The sequence below is a fragment of the Nonomuraea maheshkhaliensis genome, from assembly GCF_039529435.1.
Lineage (GTDB): Bacteria > Actinomycetota > Actinomycetes > Streptosporangiales > Streptosporangiaceae > Nonomuraea > Nonomuraea maheshkhaliensis.
Map to the genome: position 1 here is coordinate 1 of NZ_BAAAMU010000071.1, position 21,314 is coordinate 21,314.

Sequence of the window (21,314 nt, forward strand, 5' to 3'; positions counted from 1 at the left end):
GTGATGCGCTCGAAGGAGCCGGGGACGGGCAGCGGCCTGGGGCCGGTCAGCCGTCTCTCGGCGTCGGCGCAGAAGTCGAGGAAGTCGGTGAAGTAGAGGCCCTGCTCGTAGAGGCGGTTGGTGGCGTACATGAGGCTGAGCAGCGATGACTGGCCCGATCGGATGGCGAGGACCGCGGTGCCCGCCACCGCCAGCGGGATCGCCCCGACGGTCAGCAGGATGCCGAGCGCGACGTAGACCAGGCCCGTGCCGAGGCCGCCGAGCGCCTCGCCCACCAGCCTGGCCGTCGTCTGCCGCCGGGCCAGGCGCAGCATGACGTCCTGCTCCGCGCGGGCGACGGTGTCGTAGACGCGCAGCAGGAAGCCGCGCATCGTGAACGCGCGCACCTCGGCCGCGTTCTCGCGCTCGGCGAGCAGGCCGGCGAGGATCCACTTGCGGCGGCGGGCGGGGATCAGGGAGTACATCGTCGAGTAACGCATCCGCGCGCTGCGCACGGCGGCCCAGGCGTCGGGCAGCACGGCCAGCAGCAGGAGCGGCAGCAGCACCGGGTGCAGCACGCCCAGCACGCCGGCCGCCGCCGCGATGCCGACGCCCGCGGTGACCACGCCGACGGCCGAGCCCACCACCGGGTCGGCCACGGACACGCCGCGGCTGCCCGCGCGTTCGAGCGCGTCGTGGAAGTCGGGGTCGTCGTAGGCGACCAGCTCCACCTGGCTGGTCAGGCCGTAGAGGCGCTCCTCAGTGTGGCGGGTGATCTGCGGGGTGAGCCGGGACTGCGCCCAGCCCGCGCCCGCCTGCGTCGCCGTGCGCAGCACCGCCGCGCCCGCCACCAGCGCCAGGCTGGGCAGCGCGGCCATGACGCGGTCGGGGGTCGGGCCCTCGCTGAACAGCGCGGTCAGCACCCCTGTGGTGGCCAGCAGGCCGAAGGCGGTGAACACGCCGCCGAGCAGGTTGAGCGCGACCGTGGCCAGCGTGTCGCGCGGGCTCGCGGCCCAGGCCATCCGCAGCGCCTGGCCGACGAGCGACGGGAGCCTGCCCGCGATGGTCAGGAAGCCGACCTCGGCCATCTTGTCGGTGTGGGCGTTCCAGCCGGTGAGGGCGATCTCGCCGAACTCGAGCGGCTCGGGCTCCTCGTTCTGCATGCATCGAGTCTGCACGCGGCCACTGACAGTTCCGCGAGCCACGGTGTCGCCAGTGCGCCATATCACCGTGATAGGGGCAATCTGACAGCTCTTCGGGAGGACGGAGCGCGCATACCGTTCACAGCACCCCCCACTCCCCCAGGAGGATCCGTGTCACGACCGCTCCGCCTCATGCTCAGCGCCCTGCTGTCCCTGGCGTTCCTGCTGGTCACCGCGCCCGCGCAGGCCACCGGGCTGGTCACGGTGCTCAGGTACGACGCCGGCCGGGCCGCCGAGTTCAGCGCCACCGTGGACCAGGCCGCGCAGGTGTGGAACTCCAGTGTCGCCAACGTCCGGCTGGTCAGGGGCACGCCCGCGCACTTCGTCGTGCTCGCCGACAACGGCTGGCCCAGAGCGCTGCCCACCAGCCTGGGACGCGGCACGATCTGGATGGGCCGGCAGGCCGTCGACCAGGGCTACTACCCGCTGCGGATCGCCACCCACGAGATCGGCCACATCCTGGGCCTGCCCGACCGGCGCACCGGGCGCTGCACCGACCTGATGTCGGGTTCCAGCGCGCCCGTGAGCTGCACCAACGCCAACCCCAGCGCCGCCGAGCGGGCCGAGGTCGACGGCAACTTCGCCGGTGGGACGCCGCTGGTCGAGTTCGGCAGGATCCACACCGACCGGTGACCTACGTGAGCCCGTGCCCCTGCGCGAAAAGCGGCGCCTTGCCGTCCCCCGCGTTGATCGGCTGCTGGGACGAGGCGCGCATCCACGTCATCGGCAGCCGCCCGGTCGGCGGGACGAGCCCGAAGAGCACGTCGGCCACGCCCTGCCCCTCGGTGCCCGGCAGCCAGGCTGCCACGGCGGCGTTCCAGCCGGGCAGTTCGGCGGCGATGTCGAGGGGGCGGCCGGAGACGAGCACCACGACGACGGGCACGCCCGAGGCGCGCAGGGTGGCGATGGTGTTCAGGTCGGCGGCGTCCAGGCCGAGCCCGCCGGGCCGGTCACCCTTGGTCTCGGCGTACGGGGTCTCGCCGACGACGGCGACGGCCACCCGGTAGGAGCCGTCGATGCCGCTGCCGTCCCTGCTGTAGGTGACGGTGGCGGCGGATCCGACGGTGTTCCTGATGCCTTGCAGGATCGTGGTGCCCGGGGTGATGGCGCCGGACGAGCCCTGCCAGGTGATCGTCCAGCCGCCGCTCTGGTTGCCGATGTCGTCCGCGTTCTTGCCCGCCACGAAGATCTTGCCGCCGGTCCTGGCGAGGGGCAGCACGCCGCCGTCGTTCTTCAGCACGACCTGCGACCTGGCCACGGCCTGGCGGGCCAGGGCCCGGTGCGCGGCGCTGCCCACGCTCGCCGTGTACGAGCGGTCGGTCAGGGGCTTCTCGAACAGGCCGAGCTCGAACTTCTTGGTCAGCACGCGCCGCACCGCGTCGTCCACCCGCGCCGTGCTCACCCGCCCGGCCCGCACTTCGGCGCGGAGCAGGTCGATGAACCTGCGCCACTCGACCGGCACCATCACCATGTCGATGCCGGCGTTGACGGCGGTGCGCACGTCGAGCGCGGAGGTGCCGGGGACGCCGTCGATCTGGTCGATGCCGTTCCAGTCGGAGACCACGAACCCGCCGAAGCCCAGCTCCTCCTTGAGCACCGTGGTGATCAGGTAGCGGTGTCCGTGCACCTTGACGCCGTTCCATCGGCTGAACGAGATCATCACCGAGCCGACCCCGCGTCGTACGGCGGCGGCGAACGGCGGCAGGTGCACGGCCCTCAGGTCGGCCTCGGACAGCCGGGTGTCGCCCTGGTCGGCGCCGCCGGTGGTGCCGCCGTCGCCGACGTAGTGCTTGGCGGTGGCCATGACGGAGGCGGGCCCGCCCAGCCTCTCGCCCTGCAGCCCGGTCACGATGGAGGTCATCGACGCGGGCAGGTCGGGGGTCTCGCCGAACGATTCGTACGTACGCCCCCACCGGTCGTCGCGCGCCACGCACAGGCAGGGCGCGAAGTTCCAGTCGATCCCGGTGCCTGACACCTCCTCGGCCACGGCCCGCCCGATCCGCTCGGCCAGGTCAGGGTCACGGGTGGCGCCGAGGCCGATGTTGTGCGGGAAGATCGTGGCCCCGACGACGTTGTTGTGGCCGTGCACGGCGTCCACGCCGTAGACGAGCGGGATGCCGAGCGGCGTCGCCAGGGCGGCGTTCTGATAGCTGTCGTACATGTCCGCCCAGCCGGCCGCCGTGTTGACCGGCGGCGCGGAGCCGCCGCCCGACAACACCGAGCCCAGCCGGTACGCGGTGACGTCGGCGGCACTGGCCGAACCGCGCTCGGCCTGGGTCATCTGGCCGAGCTTGTCGTCCAGCGACATCCGGGACATGAGGTCGGCGACCCGGACGGGGACCGGGAGGCCGGGGTCCTGGTAGGGGAAGGCCGCCCTGGCTGTGGCCGGTGACGGGAGGACCGCCCTGTCGGATGGCGGGAAGGCCCCCCGGTCCGATGGCGGGAAGGCCGCCGTAGCCGTCGCCGGCGGCATGACCAGGCCGGCCGCGACGAGCGCGAGCACCGCCGCCACCTTCGTCCATCTGCTGCTCGGGTTGCTCATCGCAGGCTGCTCCAACCGGCTCGAAGGGGCGGTCCCAGGGGCACTGTAGGCTCCCGTGCCCGAGTTTCCCTGCCCGGCCCGCCGCACCGGCCGGCGCGGTGACCGGCACCGGCGGAAACAGGCCGGGAGACGGTGAAACTTTCACCGCCCCTTGACCCGGCCGTGCGTCCCCTTCGCGGCGAGCTGTTGCACGGGCCTTTAAGCGGCCGAGGGGTTACCGGAACCCGCCTCCGGCTAGGTCCGCAGCGTCAGCTTGATCAGCGCGAGGATCAGCGTGGAGATCAGCGCGGAGAAGGAGTGGCGCATGGCGTACGGATCTCTGGCCGGCTTCGGCGGCGGCGTGGCCGTGGCCGCGCTCGCGGGCGGGCACCCCTGGCTGGTCGGCGTCTGCCTGTCACTCGTACTGGCCGGGGCCTTCCTGGTACGCACCGGGTTCCGGCGCGGCCGGGACCCGATGTCCCGCTGACGAAACGGGCAGGACCAACGAAAGGGCCAGGACATGGTCGCACCAGGGAAGCTCACCGCCCGCTACGCCGGATCGGGAGGGCTCCTCGTCCTCGGCGCGTTCGCGGTCGCGGCCTGCTCGGCCTGGGCCGTCACCCAGCTGGCCACCCTGACGGGAGCGGCCGGCCACCTGCCCATCGTCTGGCTCGTCTCCTTGGCGCTGTTGTGGTGGCTGCCGCTGTCCTGGATGGAGCGGCCGATCAAGGTCCCGCCCGACGCGCGGGAGCGGATCGACGCCCTGCGGGTGACCGTGCAGATCCCCGTCTACAACGAGGACCCGGAGGCGCTGCGCGCGTGCCTGCGCTCGGTGCTGACACAGAGCCGGCCGGTGAACCGGGTGCGGGTGGTGGACGACGGGTCGGCGTTCGCCGGGGAACCCGTCCGCTACGACGACGTACGCCGCGACTTCGAGTGCGAGGCCATGCTCCGCGGCATCGAGACGACCTGGGACCGAACCGGCAACCGGGGCAAGCGCTTCGCCCAGATGCACGTGCTGGCCGAGGACGACGGCGACGTCTTCCTCACCCTCGACAGCGACTCCGTGCTCGACCGGCACGCCGTCAGGGAGGGCCTGGCCCCGTTCGCCGATCCGCGGGTGCGCTCGGTGGCCGGGCACGTGCTGGTGCTGAACCGCACCGCCGGCCTGCTCACCCGGCTGACCGGCGTGCTGTACCTGCCCTTCACCAGCGGCCTGCGCAGCGCCCAGTCGGTGCTGCGCCGGGTGACGATGAACTCGGGCGCGCTGGCCTTCTACCGGGCGGACGTCGTCCGCGCCTGCGCCGGCGCGTACGAGAACGAGCGCTTCCGCGGGCGGCCGACGCAGATGAACGACGACTCCATGCTCACCTTCTACGCCTCGTTGTCCGGGCACACGGTGCACCAGCCGTCGTCGATGGTGTTCACGCTGGCGCCCGAGCGGCTCGGCCACTACGCCAAGCAGCAGTTGCGCTGGATGCGCGGCACCGCGGTGCGGCACCTGTGGTGGCTGCGTTACCAGCCGCTGACGGGGCCGGTCTTCTGGACCACGGTCGCGGAGTACCTGCACCTGCTGCTCGCCCTGGCCGTCCCGGTCGTGCTGGTCGCCGACCCGGCGTACCGGGGGCGGCTGGGAGAGCTGGCCCTGGCGGCGGCGCAGGCCGGGGCGGCGATGAACTACCTGATGGCGCTGCGGCTGTTCACCGTGCGCCGCTCGGACGAGAGCGCGGGCGCGCGGCTGCTGGCGTTCGCGCTGGCCCCGCTGGCCTCCGTCTGGCGGTCGCTGGTGCTGCGCCCGATGTACGTCTACGCCCTGCTGACCTGCCGGCGGGTCAACCGCTGGGGCACCCGCGGCTCGGTCGAGGTGTCCCTCGGCGCGGCGGCGTAAGTCAACCCCTTTCCTGACAAGATCGCGCGTTGTATGTTCGAGCCGAAAGAAAGTTTCGGCCATGGAGGAACTGTGGGCAAGAAGTTTCACATTCTGGCGTTACCGCTGGCCGCCGCGGCCATGACGACGGCCCTCACCGGGCCGGCCCAGGCCGCCGACGGGTACGACCGATGCCAGGAGGGCTACTACTGCATGTTCTCCGGGCTCGACGGCACCGGGGACGTCATCCAGATCCAGGGCAACACGCCCGACCTGGCCGCGCTCGGCATGGCCGACCGGGGCAAGTCCGACTGGAACCGTACGGGCTCCTGGATCCACCTCTACTCCGAGGCCGGCTACGGCGGCTGCACGGCGGTGACCAGCCCGCGCGGCAAGGGCAACTTCTACATCGACTTCCGCGACTTCTGGGACTCCGTCCGCTTCGACGGCCCGAACGGACCGTCCTGCGGGATCACCCTCAAGGGCTCGGTGCCCGACTCCCACGGCTGACCGGCATCACCCGGGGCGGCCGAGCCCGGACAGAGGCTCGGCCGCCCTCCCGGTTTCTCGCTCACATATTCGGATTCTCATTGACGCGATGGGAAATCTCCGAACATAGTGACGTAAAACCGAGGAGTTGCAGCCATGTCATCACCGCACATCGCCGTCTACGGCGCCACCGGCCACACCGGGCGCCTGGTGGCGGCCGACCTGCGCGCCCGGGGCCGGGACGTCATCGTGGCAGGCCGCGACGGCGGCGCGCTCAAAGCCCTGTCCGACGAGCTCGGCGGGACGCCCGTGCACCAGGCCGCGCTCGACGACCCCGCCGCCTTACGCGAGCTGGCCGGCCGGGCGGCGGTGCTGATCCACTGCGCGGGTCCGTTCACGCACACCGGCAAGCCGGTCGCGACGGCCGCCGCCGAGGCCGGCTGCCACTACGTGGACCACGCCCTGGAGCAGCACCACACGAAGTGGATGTTCGACGCCATGACGGAGCCGGCGCGGGCGGCGGGCATCACCATGGTCACGGCGATGAGCTTCTACGGCGGGCTGGGCGACCTGCTGGCCGGGGCCGTGGCCGCAGGGACGGCCGGGATCGAGCGGGTGGTGACCGCGTACGCGATCAGCGGCTGGCGGCTGACCACCGGCGCCAAGGCGACCGCCGAGCTGCTGTTCGCCGACACGCAGCGGATCACGTTCGCCGACGGGGTCCAGCGGGTCGGCTACGTCGAGCCGCGCAACGCCGTCTTCCCGTTCCCGCCGCCGCTGGGGCCGCGCACGATGATCGCCCCCGTGCCGTTCTCCGAGGTCGTCACCGTGCCCAGGCACGTACGGACGGCACGGGTGGAGGCGCAGCTCACGGCGGCGACGTTCGAGGAGGAGCAGGCGTTCACCAGCGAAGACGCCGACGCGGCCACCCGGGCGGGCTCAGAGTTCACGGTCGCCGTGCAGGTGATCACCGAGGGCGGCGGCCGGGCGGGGCAGGCGCGCGGACGGGACCTGTGGCGCATGAGCGCCCTGACCTCGGTCGAGGCCGCCGTCCGGCTGGCCGACGGCCTGGGCCCCGGCGAGCCGGGCGTGTACGCCCCGGCCGAGGCGTTCCCCGCCGAACCGTTCCTGCGCGACCTGGAACGCCTCGGCCTGCTCACCCTGACCCTTGGGGAGCGCCGATGACTCCGGCCGGCCGGAAGCTCTTCCCTGCCACCCCGAACCTTGAGGAGCGGCGATGATCCTGGTCACGGGAGCGGCCGGCGGGCCGCAGGGTTCGACCGGGCGGCACGTCGTGGACCTGCTGCTACGGCGCGGCGAGGCCGTGCGCGCCTTCGTCCACACCGACGATCACCGGGCGCGGGAGCTGCGCGAGCTCGGCGCCGAGGTGGTGGTCGGCGACCTGTGCGAGATCTCGTCGGTACGCCCGGCCATGCGCGGGATCAGGCGCGCGTTCTTCACCTACCCGGTGACGGCCGGCCTGCTGGAGGCCACCGGCGCGTTCGCGGCGGCGGCCAGGGAGGAGGGGGTCGAGCGGGTCGTCGAGGTCTCCCAGCTCGACGCCTCCCCCCAGGCGGGCACGCCCAGGATGCGCCGTCACTGGGTGTCGGAGCAGGTCTTCGACTGGGCCGGGGTGGGCGCGGTGCACCTGAGGGCGGCGGTGTTCTTCGAGAACCTCGCCGTCGTGGCCGCCGCGGCGGGCCGGCTGGCGCTCCCCCTCGGCCCCGCGGACACGTGGATCCCGCTGGTCGCGGCCGAGGACGTGGCCAGGGTCGGCACGGGGTTGCTGCTCGACCAAGCTCCCGCAGACCCGGTATGCCTGGTGACGGGACAGATGGCCAGGGCCGGTGAGGCGGCGGACGCGCTCGGGGTGACGTACGCGGACGTACCGCCCGAGGAGTGGGAGGCGTGGGCGGCGGACGTGTACGGCGACGCGGTCACCGTCGAGCACCTGACCCACCTGTGGGCGCTCTTCCGCTTCATCGGCGCCGGCGACCACCCGCTCTACCGCGTCACCGAAAGCATCGAGCGGCACGGCGGCCGGCCGCCGATGACGATCCAGGAGTTCGCGAAATAGACGAAAGACCCCCGGCCGGAGCGGCCGGGGGTCCCTGGTGACGGAGCGTCAGCCGGTGAAGCCGACGGCCGTCCAGTCGTAGTACTTGTAACCGCGGGCGCCCCAGTTCGCCAGCGTCTTCTTCGTCGCGAAGATCTCAGGCCGCTGGTACAGCGGGATGGTGTGCACCCGGTCCCAGATCAGCTTGTCGGCCTCGTTGGCCTTCGTGATCGCCGCGGCCGGGTCCATCTCGTCCACGGCCGCCTGGATGGCGGCGTCGACCTCGGGGTCGCTCATCTTGGGGAAGTTGCTCTCCGAGCCGGTCTTGTAGATCTGCGGCAGCGAGCCCAGCGGCAGCGGCGTGCCGATCCAGGAGAACGGCACCAGGTCGAAGTCGCCCTTGATGATGAAGTCGTTGAAGAACTTGTCCACGGGGACCGGGCGGATCGTGACCTTGATCCCGGCCTCCTTGAGCATGGCCTGGGTGAGCTCACCCTCGGTCTGCGAGATGGGCGTCGCCGTCGGGATGACGAAGGTGAGCGCGAGCTCCTTGCCGTCCTTCTTGCGGTACTCGCCCTCCTGCTTCCAGCCGGCCGTGTCGAGCAGCTGCTTGGCCTTGTCCAGGTTGTACTTGCCAAGGTCGCCGGAGTTGTCGACGTAGCCCTTGTGGTTGTTCATGAAGACGTGGTTGCCGAGCGTCTGCAGCGGCCACTCCATGTCCTTCAGGTCCGACTGCGTGATCACGTCACGGTTGATCGCGTACTGAACAGCCTGGCGGACTTCCTTCTCCTTCAGGAACTCGCTCTGGTTGTTCACCGTGATGTGGCGCCAGTTCGGGCTGAGCGACTTGCGGATCTCGGCGCCCGGCACCTCCTTGGCCCGCTTCAGGTCGGCCGGGGCGCCGGCGGCGATCTCCGCGGCGTCCAGCTCGCCGTTGGCGAAGGCGTTGACCTCGGCGGCCGGGTCGGGGATGGCCCGGTAGATCAGCTTGTCGAGCTTGGCCTTCTGGCCCCACCAGTTGTCGTCGCGCACCAGGGTCAGCGTCTTGGTGCCCTCGTCGAGGGACTCCACCTTGAACGGACCGGCCGTGACCGGGATCTTCTGCAGGTAGTCCTTCTCGTACTTCTCCGGCGTGTCGATGTGCTCGGCCGGGAAGAGGTGCGAGGTGCCGCGGTTGAACAGGCCCTGCCACTCCGAGTACGGCTTCTTGAAGGTGATGACCGCGATGTTGTCCGAGTCACCCTTGACCACGGACTCGATCTTGTCCCAGCCGTCCGTGGAGGCCGGCTTGAACTTCTTGTTCTCGCCGCTGTTCGCCTTCCACGCCGCCTCAAGGTCCTTCCAGGTGATCGGCGTGCCGTCCGACCACTTGGCCTTGTCGTTGAGCGTGTAGGTGATGACCTGCTTGCCCGAGGACATGTCGTTCTTGACGTCGGTGACGTAGTCCTTGTTCGGCGTGAACGTGGCGTTCTCGTCCGCCATCATCAGCTGCGGCATGATCGGGTCCAGCATCGTCGCCGTGTCGGCCTGGTTGCCGTCGACGTGGTTGCCGTTCCACTGCGTGGGCCACTGCCCGATCGCCAGGGTGAGCGTGCCGCCGTCCTTGACCTGCGCGTACGGGACGGAGTTGATGCTGATGATCGGGGTCTCCGTCATCTGCTGCTGAGCCTGCTTGGACTGCTCGGCGTTCGGCTGCTTGTTCTCGGTGCCGCCGCCACCGCCACAGGCCGCGACGGCCATGGCCAGGACCGCCAGCCCAGCGGCCGCACGGTAATGAACCTTCACTCTTCCTCCTGATTTTCCGAGGCCGTGATGACCTCGATCTCCTCCGCGTAATGGCAGGCGGCACCGTGGTCCACGGCACGCGTCAGCCGGGCAACCGAGGGCTCTTCGTCCACACACCGCCGCTGCTCGGCCTCGCTCAGCCGGGCGAACTTGGGGCATCTGGTGCGGAACCTGCATCCCGACGGCGGATCCGCCGGGCTGGGCAGGTCCCCTTCGAGCAGGATCCGCTTGCGGGTGCGTTCCATCTCGGGGTCGGGCAGCGGGATCGCCGACAGCAGCGCCTGCGTGTAGGGGTGCGCCGGACGGTCGTAGACGTTCTCGACCGTCCCGATCTCGGCGATCCGGCCCAGGTACATGACCGCCACGCGGTCGGCGAGATGCCGTACCACCGCCAGGTCGTGCGCCACGAACAGGTAGGACAGGCCCAGCCTGTTCTTCAGCTCCTCCAGCAGGTTGATCACGCCTGCCTGGATGGACACGTCGAGTGCCGAGACCGGCTCGTCCAGCACCAGCAGCTTCGGCTCCAGCGCGAGCGCGCGGGCGATGCCGATGCGCTGGCGCTGGCCGCCGGAGAACTGCTGCGGATAGCGTTCCGCGTGCTCAGGCGCCAGCCCGACGAGCCGCAGCAGCTCGGCGACCTTGCCCGCCACGTCCTCCTTGACGCCGTGCGCGCGCAGCGGCTCGGCGATGATGTCGCCGATCGGCATGCGCGGGTCGAGCGCGGCCATCGGGTCCTGGAAGACGATCTGCAGGTCGCCGCGGAGCGCCTTGCGCGCCGCCTTGTCCAGCTCGGCGCTGTTCTTGCCGAGGACGACCACCCGGCCGCCCTGCGGCGGCTGGAGCTGCATGATCTGCTGCAGCGTGGTGGTCTTGCCGCAGCCGGACTCCCCGACCAGGGCCAGCGTCTCGCCCTCGGCGATGTCGAGGCTGATGCCGTCGACGGCGTACACCGTGCCGACGCGGCGCTTGAAGACCGCGCCCTTCATCAGCGGGTAGTGCCTGATCAGCTGGTCGAGCTCCAGCACGGTCGGCCGCTCGGCGCGCGGCACGCGGACCACGTCGCTCGGCGGGATGACCGGCACCGGGAACACGTCGGCCCCGGTCAGGTTCTTGTGCTCGATCTCGTGCGCGCGGATGCAGGCCACGTGCCGCCCGCCGCCGAAGGCCGTCAGCGGCGGCTCCTCGTCGTCGCACATGTCCACCTTCATCGGGCAGCGCGGCGCGAACGGGCAGCCGGGCGGCAGCGCCGCCGGCGACGGCGGGTTGCCGTCGATGGGCACCAGCGGCCCCTCCTCGCCGTCGACCCTGGGGATCGAGGCGAGCAGCCCCATCGTGTACGGCATCCGCGGCCGGTAGTAGATGTCCTCGACGGGCCCCTGCTCGACCGGCCGCCCCGCGTACATGACGAGCACCCGGTCGGCCATGCCGGCGATGACGCCCAGGTCGTGGGTGATCATCACGATGCCCGCGCCCGTCTCCTGCTGCGCGGTCTTGAGCACCTCCAGCACCTGGGCCTGGATGGTGACGTCGAGCGCGGTGGTCGGCTCGTCGCAGATCAGCAGGTCGGGGTCGTTGGCGATGGCCATGGCGATCATCGCGCGCTGCCGCATGCCGCCGGAGAACTCGTGCGGGAACGCCTTGGCCCGCAGGCTCGGGTTGGGGATGCCGACCAGGTCGAGCAGTTCGACGGCCCGCTTGGCGGCCTTGTCCTTGCCCGTCTTCTGGTGGATGCGGACGGCCTCGGCGATCTGGTCGCCGATGGTGAACACGGGCGTGAAGGCCGACAGCGGATCCTGGAAGATCATGCTGATCGCCTTGCCGCGCACCTTGACCAGGTCGTCTTCCTTCATGCCGAGCAGTTCCTGCCCGTGCAAGGTGACCGAGCCGTCCACCACGGCGTTCCTCGGCAGCAGGCCCATCACGGCCAGCGAGGTCACCGACTTGCCGGAACCGGACTCGCCGACGATGCCGAGCACCTCGCCGCGCTCGACCTCGTAGCTGACGCCGCGCACGGCTTCGATGCCGCCGGGGAAGGTGACGGTGAGGTCCTTGACCTCCAGAATGCTCACGTGTTGCTCCCCGGGTCGAGTGCGTCGCGCAGGCCGTCGCCGATCAGGTTCACGCTGAGCACCAGGGCGACCAGCAGGCCGGCGGGGAAGGCGAACAGCCACGGATAGCCGGTGGCGTTGCCGGAGCCGGCCGCGATCAGCGTGCCCAGCGAGACGTCGGGTGGCTGGATGCCGAACCCGAAGAAGGACAGCGCGGCCTCACCGATGATCGCGCCGCTGACGTTGAGCGTCGCGTCGATGATGAGCAGAGAGGACAGGTTGGGCACGATGTGCCGGAAGATGATCTTCCAGCGGGGGATGCCCATGTAGACGGCGGCCAGGACGTACTCCCGCTCGCGGAGCGAGAGCGTCATGCTGCGCACGACCCTGGAGGTGATCATCCAGGAGAACGCGGCGAGCAGCGCGACGAACCAGAGCCAGGTGCCCTCGCGCAGTCTCGGCGAGATGATCGCGATGACCAGGAAGCTCGGCAGGACCAGCAGCAGGTCCACACCCCACATGAGCACCCGGTCCACCCATCCGCCGAAATATCCGGCGAACGCGCCGACGATGGCCGCCAGGCCGGTCGAGATCAGCGCCACCAGCAGGCCGATGATGATGGACTTCTGCATGCCGCGCAGCGTGACCGCGTACATGTCCTGGCCGATCGAGGTGGTGCCCCACCAGTGGTCACCACCCGGAGGCGACAGGAAGGACATGAAGTCCTTCTCGGTCCACTCGTACGCGCCGAAGTACGGCCCGACGTAGGCCAGCCCGACCAGCAGGACCAGGGCGACGAACCCGTACCGGGCCTGGTTGTTGCGCAGCAGGCGCCTGAAGACGACTTTCGAACGCATGTCAGCTCACCCGGACCCGAGGATCGAGCGCCGCGACCAGCAGGTCCGACAGGAAGGAGGCGAACAGGATGCAGACGGCGGCGAAGAAGGTGACCGCGGCGACGGAGTTGACGTCGTTCTGGTTGATCGAGTCGACCAGCCAGGCGCCCATGCCGTGCCAGGCGAAGATCTTCTCGGTGAACGTGGCTCCCGTGAACATCGTCCCGAACGCGAAGGCGAAGTAGGTGGCCGACGGGATCAGCGCGGTGCGCAGCGCGTGCTTCGTCAGCGCCGTCCGCCGCCGCAGCCCCTTGGCCATGGCCGTGCGGACGAAGTCCTGGCCCAGCACGTCCAGCATCATGTTGCGCTGGATCCGGCTGTAGAAGGCGATCGAGCCGAGGCTGAGCGAGATCGTCGGCAGGATCAGGTGGTTGAGCCGGTTGACGAACTGGTCCCAGCCGGTCAGCCGCGGGTTGTACTCGCCGGTGTACTCGATCAGCGTGAACCCCAGCCCTCTGTTCAGGTTGTACGTGGCGATCGCCAGCAGGGTCGCCAGCACGAACACCGGGATGGCCATGATCACGAAAGAGCTGACCCCGATTAACCGGTCACTGAACTTGTACTGCTTCACCGCGGAGACCGCCCCCAGCACCACCCCCAGGGCGAAGCCCAGGACCGTGCCGATCAGCAGGAGGCGCAGGCTGACCATGATGCGCCGGCCCATCTCGCCGTTGACCGAGCCGCCGTTCCAGGTCTTGCCGAAGTCCCCGGTGACGACCCCCTTGGCCCAGGTGCCGTAACGCACGAGCACGGGGGTCTTGTCGTTCAGGTTGTAGGCGTCAAGTGTGGCGTCGATGACGGCCTCGGGCACCGGCGGCTGCCGGCCCTCGTACGCGGCTCGCGGGTTCATGGTCGTCGCCGCGAGCATGTACGCGAGGCTGGCCGCGATGGCTACCAAGATCACATTTATTGCCAACCTGCGGAGCAGGTACTTGCCCATTACTCTCCGTTCGCGCTGATCGAGGGCGCGAACTCACAGGCGGAGCAGCGCCCCCTCAACGTAAACCCGTCCCGCGTCGTGAAATTCACATGTCAGCGGGATGGCGATCAACGCGAACAATATAAGAAAAGGGATAACAGGCAGAAACGGAGCCATATAACGGTCAGGTCACTCACAAAAGATCGACGAGCCCTGTCAGACGAGTTCGCTTCCCGGCCTCGACCTGCGGAAATATCGCCTACCAGATCCCCTTTCGGACGTCTCGCAGATGCCCTGTGTCACAGGATCCGTACATGAATGAGGACGAACCTACGTGATCCACACCATATTCGCTGAGGGGTGAGTGCGCGCCGTCAAACGGCTCCCGGCGCTCCCGCCCGCAGGCGGCCCGGCGGCGGCTCCTGCGGCGACCGGCGGGGAGTCGTCCGGGCCGGGGCGTCCGCGCCGGGCCGTTCGGGCCGTCATGGCATCCACTTGCCGCCGGCCACGTCGATCGTCAGGCCCGTCAGCCAGGAGGAGGCGTCAGAGGCGAGGAAGGCCGTCACGTTGGCCACGTCCAGCGGCCGGCCGAGCCGTCCGAGCGGGTGCTCGGCCAGCACGCGCGCGGCGAACTCCGGCGGCATCCGTCCCTCCAGGCGCTCCGTCATGATCGTCGAGGGCGCGACGTTGTTGACCCGCACGCCGGCCGGGCCCAGCTCGTACGCGAGCTGCCTGGTCAGCGCGATCACCCCGGCCTTGGCCGCCGTGTACGCCACGGAGGCGGGGGTGGGGGTGCGGGCGGCCAGGGACGACATGGTGATGATCGAGCCCTGTCCGCGCTCTCTCATGCTCGGCAGGAAGGTCCTGATGACGAGGAACGTGGAGGTGAGGTTGGCGTCCACGGTGGCGTGCCAGTCCGCCGCGGTCGTCTCGTCGATCGGCCGCGGCCGGCCCGTGCCACCGCCCGCGAAGACCGCCAGCACGTCCACCGGGCCCAGACGCCGCTCGACCTGCTCACGCATCGCCTCGACCGCGGCCTGGTCGGTGGTGTCGGCCGCCACCCCGATGGCCCGGCCGTCCGGGACCTCGTTCACGGTGGCCTCGATGGCGGCGGGGTCACGGCCGTTGACGGCGACACGCATGCCCTGGGCGGCCAGCACCCGTACGGTCTCGCGCCCGATGCCACCCGAACCACCGGTGACCAGCGCTACCTTGCCCTGCAAATCCGGAAACATCATGCCTTCACGATGCCGGTCGGGGCCGGCCGCCGGCATCCCGCCCGAGGCGCGTCCCCGCCTCCGCCTCCCGTGGTGCACGCCCCTCCCCGGACATACCGCCCTGGTCGTACGGACCCCTGCCCGGCTACGAACGAACCCTCGCCACGGGAGCAACGGCCTGGCCTCGTATCGGAGGCGGCACTCGGGCCGGGCCGGAGACCGAAGGCCCGAGCCGACTCGCGGCCCGCAGCTCGGGCCAGGGGATGCGCGAGTCACGTCGCGATCCGGGACCACGTCGCCATCCGGGCCCGGTCTCACCTCGCAGGCCAGGGATACGTCGCAACGCGCGACCGGTCTCACGTCGCAGGCCGGGGTTACGTCCCGACCCACGGCCGATCTCACATCGCGGACCGGGCATACCTCGCAACCCACGGCCGGCCTCACGTCGCGGCTCGCAGGAAGTAGTCGTCGTCGCCCACCTGGCCGCCCTTCAGGGCCACCTCCAGTCCGTCGCACGCCGGATCGTCCGCGGCCAGCACGCACACCGGGCCTCCTACGGCGAGCGTGCCGATCACGTCGAGGGCGCGGGCCCCGAGCGCGGCGACGACCTGGCCGGAGGTGTCGCCACCGGCCACCACCAGCCGCCGTACCAGCCCGGCCCGGACCGTCGCGGCGGCCACCCGGCCGAGCAGCTCACCGATCCCGGCCGGGTCGCGGGCCGGGCCCCTGGTCGACTGGACGATCGTGTGGCAGCCGGCACGCAGGCTCTCCTCGGCCTGGACGATCGTGTCCTGACCCGTGGAGACGTCCACCACCTTCCAGCCGACCCGCTCCGCCACGCCGATCTGCCGGACGGTGACCGGCGACCGGCTCCCGGACACGACCAGCACCGCTCCTGCCCTCGCCGTCGCTCCTGCCCTCGCTGTCGGCGCCACCGGCCCCGCTGTAGGCCTCGCCAACGCCTCCGACCCCGCCATCGCCACTGACCCCGGCCCGGCCTCTGCCTCCGGCCTGGCCTTCGACCCCGGCCCGGCTTCTGGTGGTGCCGGTGGGTGGGGTGGGGACTGGGTGGGGTGGGGGGTCAGGGCCGAGGCGAGGGCGTAGCTCAGTCCCCCTGAGCCGGCGCAGAACAGCACGTCCCCCGGGGCGGTGTCGGCGAGGAGCAGGCGGCCCAGAGCGCGGAGGTGCTGCTCGGTCGAGGCGTCCGCGATGAAGGCGGCGTCCCGGCTCCGCGCCCGGTACATCTCCTCCGACGCCTCCGCCGGCAGCAGGCCGGTGCGCCCCGCGCCCTGCTCCTCCAGGCGTACCCGCAGGTCGGCCTCGGTGGCGGGGGTGACGGGGTGGTCGCGGGCGGGCGGGTGCCGGTCGAGGCGGACGACCTCGTCCCCGGCCTGGACGAAGTGGTTGCCGTACACCGTGTAGCGCCCGAACTCCGGCTGCGCGGCCAGCACCGGCACCGCGCGCCGGGCCAGCCCTTCCCGGTGCAGGGCCGCGATGACCGCGCCGATGCTCCCGTGCGTGGGCGAGGAGTCGAACGTCGAGCAGATCTTGTACTGGGCGGCCAGCGGCCGGAGCGCCGCCACCGCCCTGAGCGCCGGGAGCGCGACCGCGACCGGGTCGGCCGACGCGCGGGCGGTGGTGGCGACGCCGATGACGTCGTCCCGATCGTGCAGGTGAGCCACGTCCGTGACCAGCGACCCACTCAACCCGAACCGCCTGAACTGCCACAACGCGTCGGTCGCCCCGGTGAAGTCGTCGGCCACGAAGGCGATCAACGTCATGACGCCGGTTTCATCTCGTCACCACGCCGCCGAAGTGTTCGAGGGCTCTGGACAGTTCCGGCGAGTCGACCTCCGTCAGCGGCACCCCCGCGGCGGTGGCGGTCCACGCCTGGCGGATGCTGGTGATGCCGGCCGCCGGTCCGTCCGGGTGGCCGAGCACGCCTCCGCCCGCCAGCACCAGCAGGTCGTCCGTCCCGGTACGTTCCAGGGTGACCGGCACCGTTCCCGCCCACTGCGCCGACGACAGCACCGGCAGGCACGGGAAGCCGCCGAGCAGTGGCGCGCGCACCGCCCCGACCATGGCGGCCACCTCGTCGTCGCTCACGTAGAACTTGCTGTGGAACCCGCCGCAGTGCAGGTGGTCGACGCCGGTCAGGCGGGCCAGCTTCTGGTACGCCGCGGGCCCGATCCCGAGCCCCGGATGCCGGGCCAGCGCCCCGATGCCGGTGACGTGGGCGTGGATCGGCACCCTGGCGTGCCGCCGCAGCATGGCAACGGCCGGGAAGCCGACGACGTTGAGGTTGACCATCACGCAGGTTCCGCCGGCGGCCACCACCATGTCGTGGTGGCGCAGCATCCGGTCGGGCTCGTCGCTGATGTTGAAGGCGTACATCGGCCGCCGCCCCGTACGCCGCTCCACCTCGTCCAGCGCCCCCGTCACGGCCCTGACGCGCTGGGCGAGCGGGGCGGGCGGGCAGTCGGCGTTGACCTCGTCGTCCTTGATGAAGTCGGCCCCGGCCAGGCCCAGCTCCAGCACCAGGTCCACGTAGTCGGGCGGGCGCAGGCCGACGTTGGGCTTGACGATGGTGCCGATCAGCACGCCCTCCGGCCGCCCGGTCAGCCGCCGGGTGCCTTCGACGGCGTACGCGGCCGGCAGGTACGCCCGCCCGAACGCGTCCGGCAGCTCCAGGTCGACCAGTTTGAGTCCGGCCAGCTCGCGCAGCTCGTACAGGTTGCCCGCGACCACCGGGAACAGGTTCGTCAGCGACGGCCCGGTGTTGTCCAGCGGGAAGCCGATCCTGACGAGGGCGGCGTGCAGCGGCCCCGACCCGCGCGTGCCGGGCAGGGCCTCGCCGATCGGCGCGGGGATCTCCGTCATGCCGAGCACCACCGCGCTGTGGCGGGCGCGCAGCTCGTCGGTCTCTCCCGCGACGCTGACGAACGTGCCGGTGCTCTGCTCGCCCGCGATGGCGCTGACCGCCTGCTCCAGCGGCAGGCGGGTGACCACTCGGTACGTGGCCACCGTCATCTCACGCATGCAGCTCCTTCGCCAGGTGTTCCATGGCCAGCGGGGGGCTGGCCAGGATGGTCACCGGTGACTCGGCGGCCCCGGCGACCCGCGCCATCGACGCCTGGGCCAGCACGATCACGTCCACCTGCCCGGCCAGCTCGGCCAGCGCGGCGGCCACGCGGGCGTCGTGAGTGGCGGCGTCGCCGCTCATCAGGGCCTCGAAGGCGCCCTCGCACAGCCTGGCGGTCAGCTCGATCTCGGCGCCGGCCGCCGCGGCGCGCCTGCGTACCAGGTCGGCGGTGGGGTCGAGGGTGGTGGAGAGAGTGGCGCACACGCCGATGCGGGGGCCGAGCGCCACGGCCCTGTCGGCCATCGGGCGGTCCACCCGGGTCACCGGCACGCCGGTCAGCGGCTCGGACGCCTCCACGGCCGCGCCGATGGAGGAGCAGGTGACCAGGATGTGATCGGCCCCGGCGGCCTCGGCCGAGCCGATGTGGCCGGCGACCCGGCGCGCGGTGCTCGGCGTGAGGTGGCCGGCGGCCACGGTGTTCTTGATCAGGCTGTCGTCGACGATGTTGAACGTCTCGACGCCCGGCAGGTGTTTCGCGCACAACTCGGCGAACACCGGCACGAGCGTGGCCGAAGTGTGGATGAGTCCCAGGGTTGTCGTCATGGCCTGTCTCCGTGAGGGGTGGGTCCTGGTGGCGCCGTCAATGGCCGCGTCTCCGTCAAGGGTGTGTGCCGGCCGCGTCGCCCGGCCGCGTCGCCCGGCCGCGTCGCCCGGCCGCGTCGCCCGGCCGCGTCCGGCGCGGGCCCGTCGTCATGGCCGTTGCATCTCGGGTTGGGTGAACAGGTCGTGCCAGACCTGGAAGTGGTCGTCGCTGGCCTGCCCGGCGGCGTCCTCGTCGCCGGCCAGCAGCGCCTCGTACAGGGGCCGGTGGGCGGCCAGCGAGAGCTCCTTGTCGCGCGGGTGGGTCTTGAGCCGGTCGCGGCGCTGGCGTACGGCGCGGAACAGCACGCCGGTCATCGCGTCGGCGAAGAAGGTCAGGGCGGCGTTGCCGGTGGCGTGCAGCAGCGCCTGGTGGAAGGCGAAGTCGGCCCGGTCGATGTCCTCGGCGGTGACGGCGGCCTCCATGTCGGCCAGGGCCTTGCCGACGTGTCCGATCGCGACCGGGTCTCCCTTGCGCGCGGCCTCCCTGGCGGCCTGGCGTTCCAGCGCCACCCGTACGGAGTGCAGGGACTCGATGCTGAGGTGGCTGGCCGACAGGGCCAGGTCGAGGGCGAATTCGAGCCCTTGCGGGGCCAGCCGGCGCACGTAGGTGCCGGAGCCCTGGCGCCGGCTCAGCACGCCGAAGCCCTCCAGGAGCCGCAGGCGGTCGCGCAGCGCGCCGCGGCTGACGCCCAGCCGCCCGGCCAGCTCCCGTTCCGGCGGCAGCCTGGCGCCCTCGCCGAGATCGCGGATCAGATCGGACAAAGCATCGGAGAGCGCATCCGACAGGGAGCCGGAGGCGAAATCGGCGGCGGCGAAATCGGACCCGGCGCCGGAAAGGGCGCCGGTGGCGGGGTCGGCGGCGGGTCCGGACGGGGTGCCAGGGCCGATAGCGGGGTCGGTGCTCATGGTGGGTACCTCGGCGCGATTGGTCGTACCACTTGCCGGAAAGGTACTACCAATATCCTGAAAAGTCACTTCATCTGATGAAAAAACAACTTCATCAGATGAAAGCCTAGGAATTCCAGCCCGCTCGGGATAGCGTGCGGTGCCGTGGCAAACGATCCCCAGAGGGACTCGGCCCGGCACGTCCAGGTCGTCCAGGCCCTCGGCGCCCGCATCGTCGGCGGCACGCTGCCCCCGGGCACGTCCATCCCCATCGAGGAGGAGCTGGTCGGCGAGCTCGGCGTGGGCCGCTCCGCCGTGCGGGAGGGCGTGAAGGTGCTGGCCGGCAAGGGCCTGCTGGAGACCAGGAGGAGCGCGGGCACGATCGTGCGCCCGCGCGGGTCCTGGAGCCTGCTCGACGCCGACGTGCTGAGCTGGCGCTTCGAGCCCGAGCCCACGCCTGACGACATCCGGGTGCTGGCCGACCTGCGGGTCGCGCTGGAGCCGGGCGCGGCGCGGGTGGCCTCCGAGCGGGCCGACGCCGCGGCCGTGCGCCGCATCGACGAGGCCATGGAGGCGCTGTACGCCACCGCCGACGACCCGGAGCCGTTCATCGAGGCCGACCTCGCCTTCCACAAGGCGGTCTTCGCCGCGGCCGACAACGACCTGCTGCTCTACATCTACGACATGATCAGCATCGCCCTGCGGTCCGTGCGCCAGGTGCACACCCGCTCGGTGGCGCACAACAAGGAGACGCTGCCCGGTCACGAACGCGTGGCCCAGGCCATCGGGCGACGCCACCACCGCAAGGCCGAGGAGGCCATGCGCACGGTGGTCGAGGTCGCCCGCGCCGACGCCGAGCAGCACGTACGCCTCTGCTGCTGAACGCCCGGCCGGAAGCCGCTGGCACAACCCGCGGGAACCGGCCGCAAGCCGCTGGAACTACCCGCAAGAAAGGGCTCCCTTGGACGTCCTCCTCGACGTCGACGGCCCGGTGGCCGTCGTCACCCTCAACCGACCCGCGAAACTCAACGCCGTCACCCCGGACATGGCCGCCGCGCTGCGCGCCTGCCTGTCGCGGATCGACGCCGACCCCGGCCTGCGCGTGGCGGTGCTCACCGGAGCGGGCGAGCGCTCGTTCTGCGTGGGCAGCGACATCCGCGAGCTCGACGAGTACGCCACCGCCTGGGAGTTCCGCAACCGCGGCGACTACGGCGACGCCGTCCGCGCCCTGCGCAAGCCCATCGTCGCAGCCGTGAACGGCTACGCCTACGGCGGCGGCCTGGAGCTGGCCATGGCCTGCGACGTCAGGCTGGCCGCGGAGACGGCCACGTTCGCCGCCCCGGAGATCAAGCTGGGCTGGATCGGCGGCAGCGGCCAGTCGGCGCTGCTGGCGCACGCGGTCGGGCCGGGCAACGCGGCCACCATGCTGCTCACCGGCGACCCCATCGACGCCGCGAAAGCCCGCGCATGGGGGCTGGTCACCGACGTGCATCCGCGCGAGGAGCTGCTGAAGGCGGCGAAGGAGCTGGCGGCCACCATCGCCAGGCGCGCGCCGATCGCCGCCCAGACGGCCAAGGCCAACCTCAAGGCCGCCTACTCGATGCCGCTCGACCAGGCCATCCAGTACGAGCGCGACCTGCAGACCGTCTGCTTCGCCACCGCCGACGCCGCCGAGGGCAGGGCCGCGTTCACCGCGCGCCGCGAGCCCGCGTTCGAGGGCCGCTGA

The 21,314-nt window shown here is 71.3% G+C and carries 19 protein-coding genes; 8 read left to right on the top strand and 11 right to left on the bottom strand.

Going from position 1 to position 21,314, the window contains the following annotated elements; genetic code table 11:
• A partial coding sequence (locus ABFX54_RS35960; protein WP_487047326.1) for an ABC transporter ATP-binding protein occupies positions 1–1,142 on the bottom strand: 1,142 nt, incomplete at its 3' end.
• A 150-nt stretch (positions 1,143–1,292) separates the two neighbouring features.
• On the opposite strand from ABFX54_RS35960, the gene ABFX54_RS35965 reads away from it, so the two are divergent.
• The gene (locus ABFX54_RS35965) at positions 1,293–1,814 is read left to right on the top strand and encodes a snapalysin family zinc-dependent metalloprotease (RefSeq protein ID WP_346111162.1); all 522 of its coding nucleotides are present in this window, start codon (positions 1,293–1,295) and stop codon (positions 1,812–1,814) included.
• 1 nt (position 1,815) lies between these two features.
• Here the strand turns inward: ABFX54_RS35965 and ABFX54_RS35970 are convergent, their stop codons facing one another.
• Positions 1,816–3,723 carry a glycoside hydrolase family 3 protein gene (locus ABFX54_RS35970; protein WP_346111163.1) on the bottom strand — a complete coding sequence of 636 codons (1,908 nt, stop codon included), beginning with the start codon at positions 3,721–3,723 and terminating at the stop codon, positions 1,816–1,818.
• Between the two features lie 304 nt (positions 3,724–4,027).
• Here ABFX54_RS35970 and ABFX54_RS35975 point away from each other — a divergent pair, with 304 nt between their 5' ends.
• From ABFX54_RS35975 to ABFX54_RS35995, 5 genes are all read left to right on the top strand, one after another.
• Positions 4,028–4,189: a hypothetical protein gene (locus ABFX54_RS35975; protein WP_346111165.1), complete on the top strand. Its 162-nt coding sequence runs from the start codon at positions 4,028–4,030 to the stop codon at positions 4,187–4,189.
• A 33-nt stretch (positions 4,190–4,222) separates the two neighbouring features.
• Complete coding sequence (locus ABFX54_RS35980; RefSeq protein ID WP_346111166.1) at positions 4,223–5,590, top strand: glycosyltransferase; 1,368 nt, start codon at positions 4,223–4,225, stop codon at positions 5,588–5,590.
• 72 nt (positions 5,591–5,662) lie between these two features.
• Positions 5,663–6,079, top strand: a complete 417-nt coding sequence (locus ABFX54_RS35985) for a peptidase inhibitor family I36 protein (RefSeq protein WP_346111167.1) — start codon at positions 5,663–5,665, stop codon at positions 6,077–6,079.
• A 135-nt stretch (positions 6,080–6,214) separates the two neighbouring features.
• Complete coding sequence (locus ABFX54_RS35990) at positions 6,215–7,243, top strand: saccharopine dehydrogenase NADP-binding domain-containing protein (RefSeq protein ID WP_346111169.1); 1,029 nt, start codon at positions 6,215–6,217, stop codon at positions 7,241–7,243.
• Positions 7,244–7,295: 52 nt separating this feature from the next.
• Positions 7,296–8,135 (top strand): NAD(P)H-binding protein, encoded by an 840-nt coding sequence (locus ABFX54_RS35995; protein ID WP_346111170.1) that lies wholly within the window; start codon positions 7,296–7,298, stop codon positions 8,133–8,135.
• Positions 8,136–8,183: 48 nt separating this feature from the next.
• Here the strand turns inward: ABFX54_RS35995 and ABFX54_RS36000 are convergent, their stop codons facing one another.
• From ABFX54_RS36000 to ABFX54_RS36040, 9 genes are all read right to left on the bottom strand, one after another.
• Positions 8,184–9,899 carry an ABC transporter family substrate-binding protein gene (locus ABFX54_RS36000; RefSeq protein ID WP_346111171.1) on the bottom strand — a complete coding sequence of 572 codons (1,716 nt, stop codon included), beginning with the start codon at positions 9,897–9,899 and terminating at the stop codon, positions 8,184–8,186.
• A complete protein-coding gene (locus ABFX54_RS36005) occupies positions 9,896–11,968 on the bottom strand; it encodes an ABC transporter ATP-binding protein (RefSeq protein WP_346111172.1) in 2,073 nt (690 codons plus the stop codon). Before ABFX54_RS36005 ends, ABFX54_RS36000 begins: the two co-directional genes overlap by 4 nt.
• Entirely contained in the window at positions 11,965–12,804 is an 840-nt protein-coding gene (locus tag ABFX54_RS36010; protein ID WP_346111173.1) for an ABC transporter permease, read from the bottom strand. Before ABFX54_RS36010 ends, ABFX54_RS36005 begins: the two co-directional genes overlap by 4 nt.
• Position 12,805: 1 nt before the next feature.
• Positions 12,806–13,783, bottom strand: coding sequence for an ABC transporter permease (locus tag ABFX54_RS36015; RefSeq protein WP_346111175.1), 978 nt, complete (start codon positions 13,781–13,783; stop codon positions 12,806–12,808).
• A 461-nt stretch (positions 13,784–14,244) separates the two neighbouring features.
• The gene (locus tag ABFX54_RS36020; RefSeq protein WP_346111176.1) at positions 14,245–15,000 is read right to left on the bottom strand and encodes an SDR family NAD(P)-dependent oxidoreductase; all 756 of its coding nucleotides are present in this window, start codon (positions 14,998–15,000) and stop codon (positions 14,245–14,247) included.
• Positions 15,001–15,419: 419 nt separating this feature from the next.
• Positions 15,420–16,760: a four-carbon acid sugar kinase family protein gene (locus tag ABFX54_RS36025; protein WP_346111177.1), complete on the bottom strand. Its 1,341-nt coding sequence runs from the start codon at positions 16,758–16,760 to the stop codon at positions 15,420–15,422.
• A gap of 10 nt (positions 16,761–16,770) precedes the next feature.
• Entirely contained in the window at positions 16,771–18,018 is a 1,248-nt protein-coding gene (locus ABFX54_RS36030) for a RuBisCO large subunit C-terminal-like domain-containing protein (protein ID WP_346111179.1), read from the bottom strand.
• Positions 18,011–18,664 carry an aspartate/glutamate racemase family protein gene (locus ABFX54_RS36035; protein WP_346111180.1) on the bottom strand — a complete coding sequence of 218 codons (654 nt, stop codon included), beginning with the start codon at positions 18,662–18,664 and terminating at the stop codon, positions 18,011–18,013. The genes ABFX54_RS36030 and ABFX54_RS36035 overlap by 8 nt, the downstream gene beginning before the upstream one ends.
• A 147-nt stretch (positions 18,665–18,811) precedes the next feature.
• Positions 18,812–19,609: a FadR/GntR family transcriptional regulator gene (locus ABFX54_RS36040; protein ID WP_346111182.1), complete on the bottom strand. Its 798-nt coding sequence runs from the start codon at positions 19,607–19,609 to the stop codon at positions 18,812–18,814.
• Positions 19,610–19,753: 144 nt separating this feature from the next.
• Here ABFX54_RS36040 and ABFX54_RS36045 point away from each other — a divergent pair, with 144 nt between their 5' ends.
• Together ABFX54_RS36045 and ABFX54_RS36050 are read left to right on the top strand one after the other, a co-directional pair.
• Entirely contained in the window at positions 19,754–20,470 is a 717-nt protein-coding gene (locus tag ABFX54_RS36045; RefSeq protein ID WP_346111183.1) for a FadR/GntR family transcriptional regulator, read from the top strand.
• 79 nt (positions 20,471–20,549) lie between these two features.
• Positions 20,550–21,314, top strand: coding sequence for an enoyl-CoA hydratase/isomerase family protein (locus ABFX54_RS36050; RefSeq protein ID WP_346111185.1), 765 nt, complete (start codon positions 20,550–20,552; stop codon positions 21,312–21,314).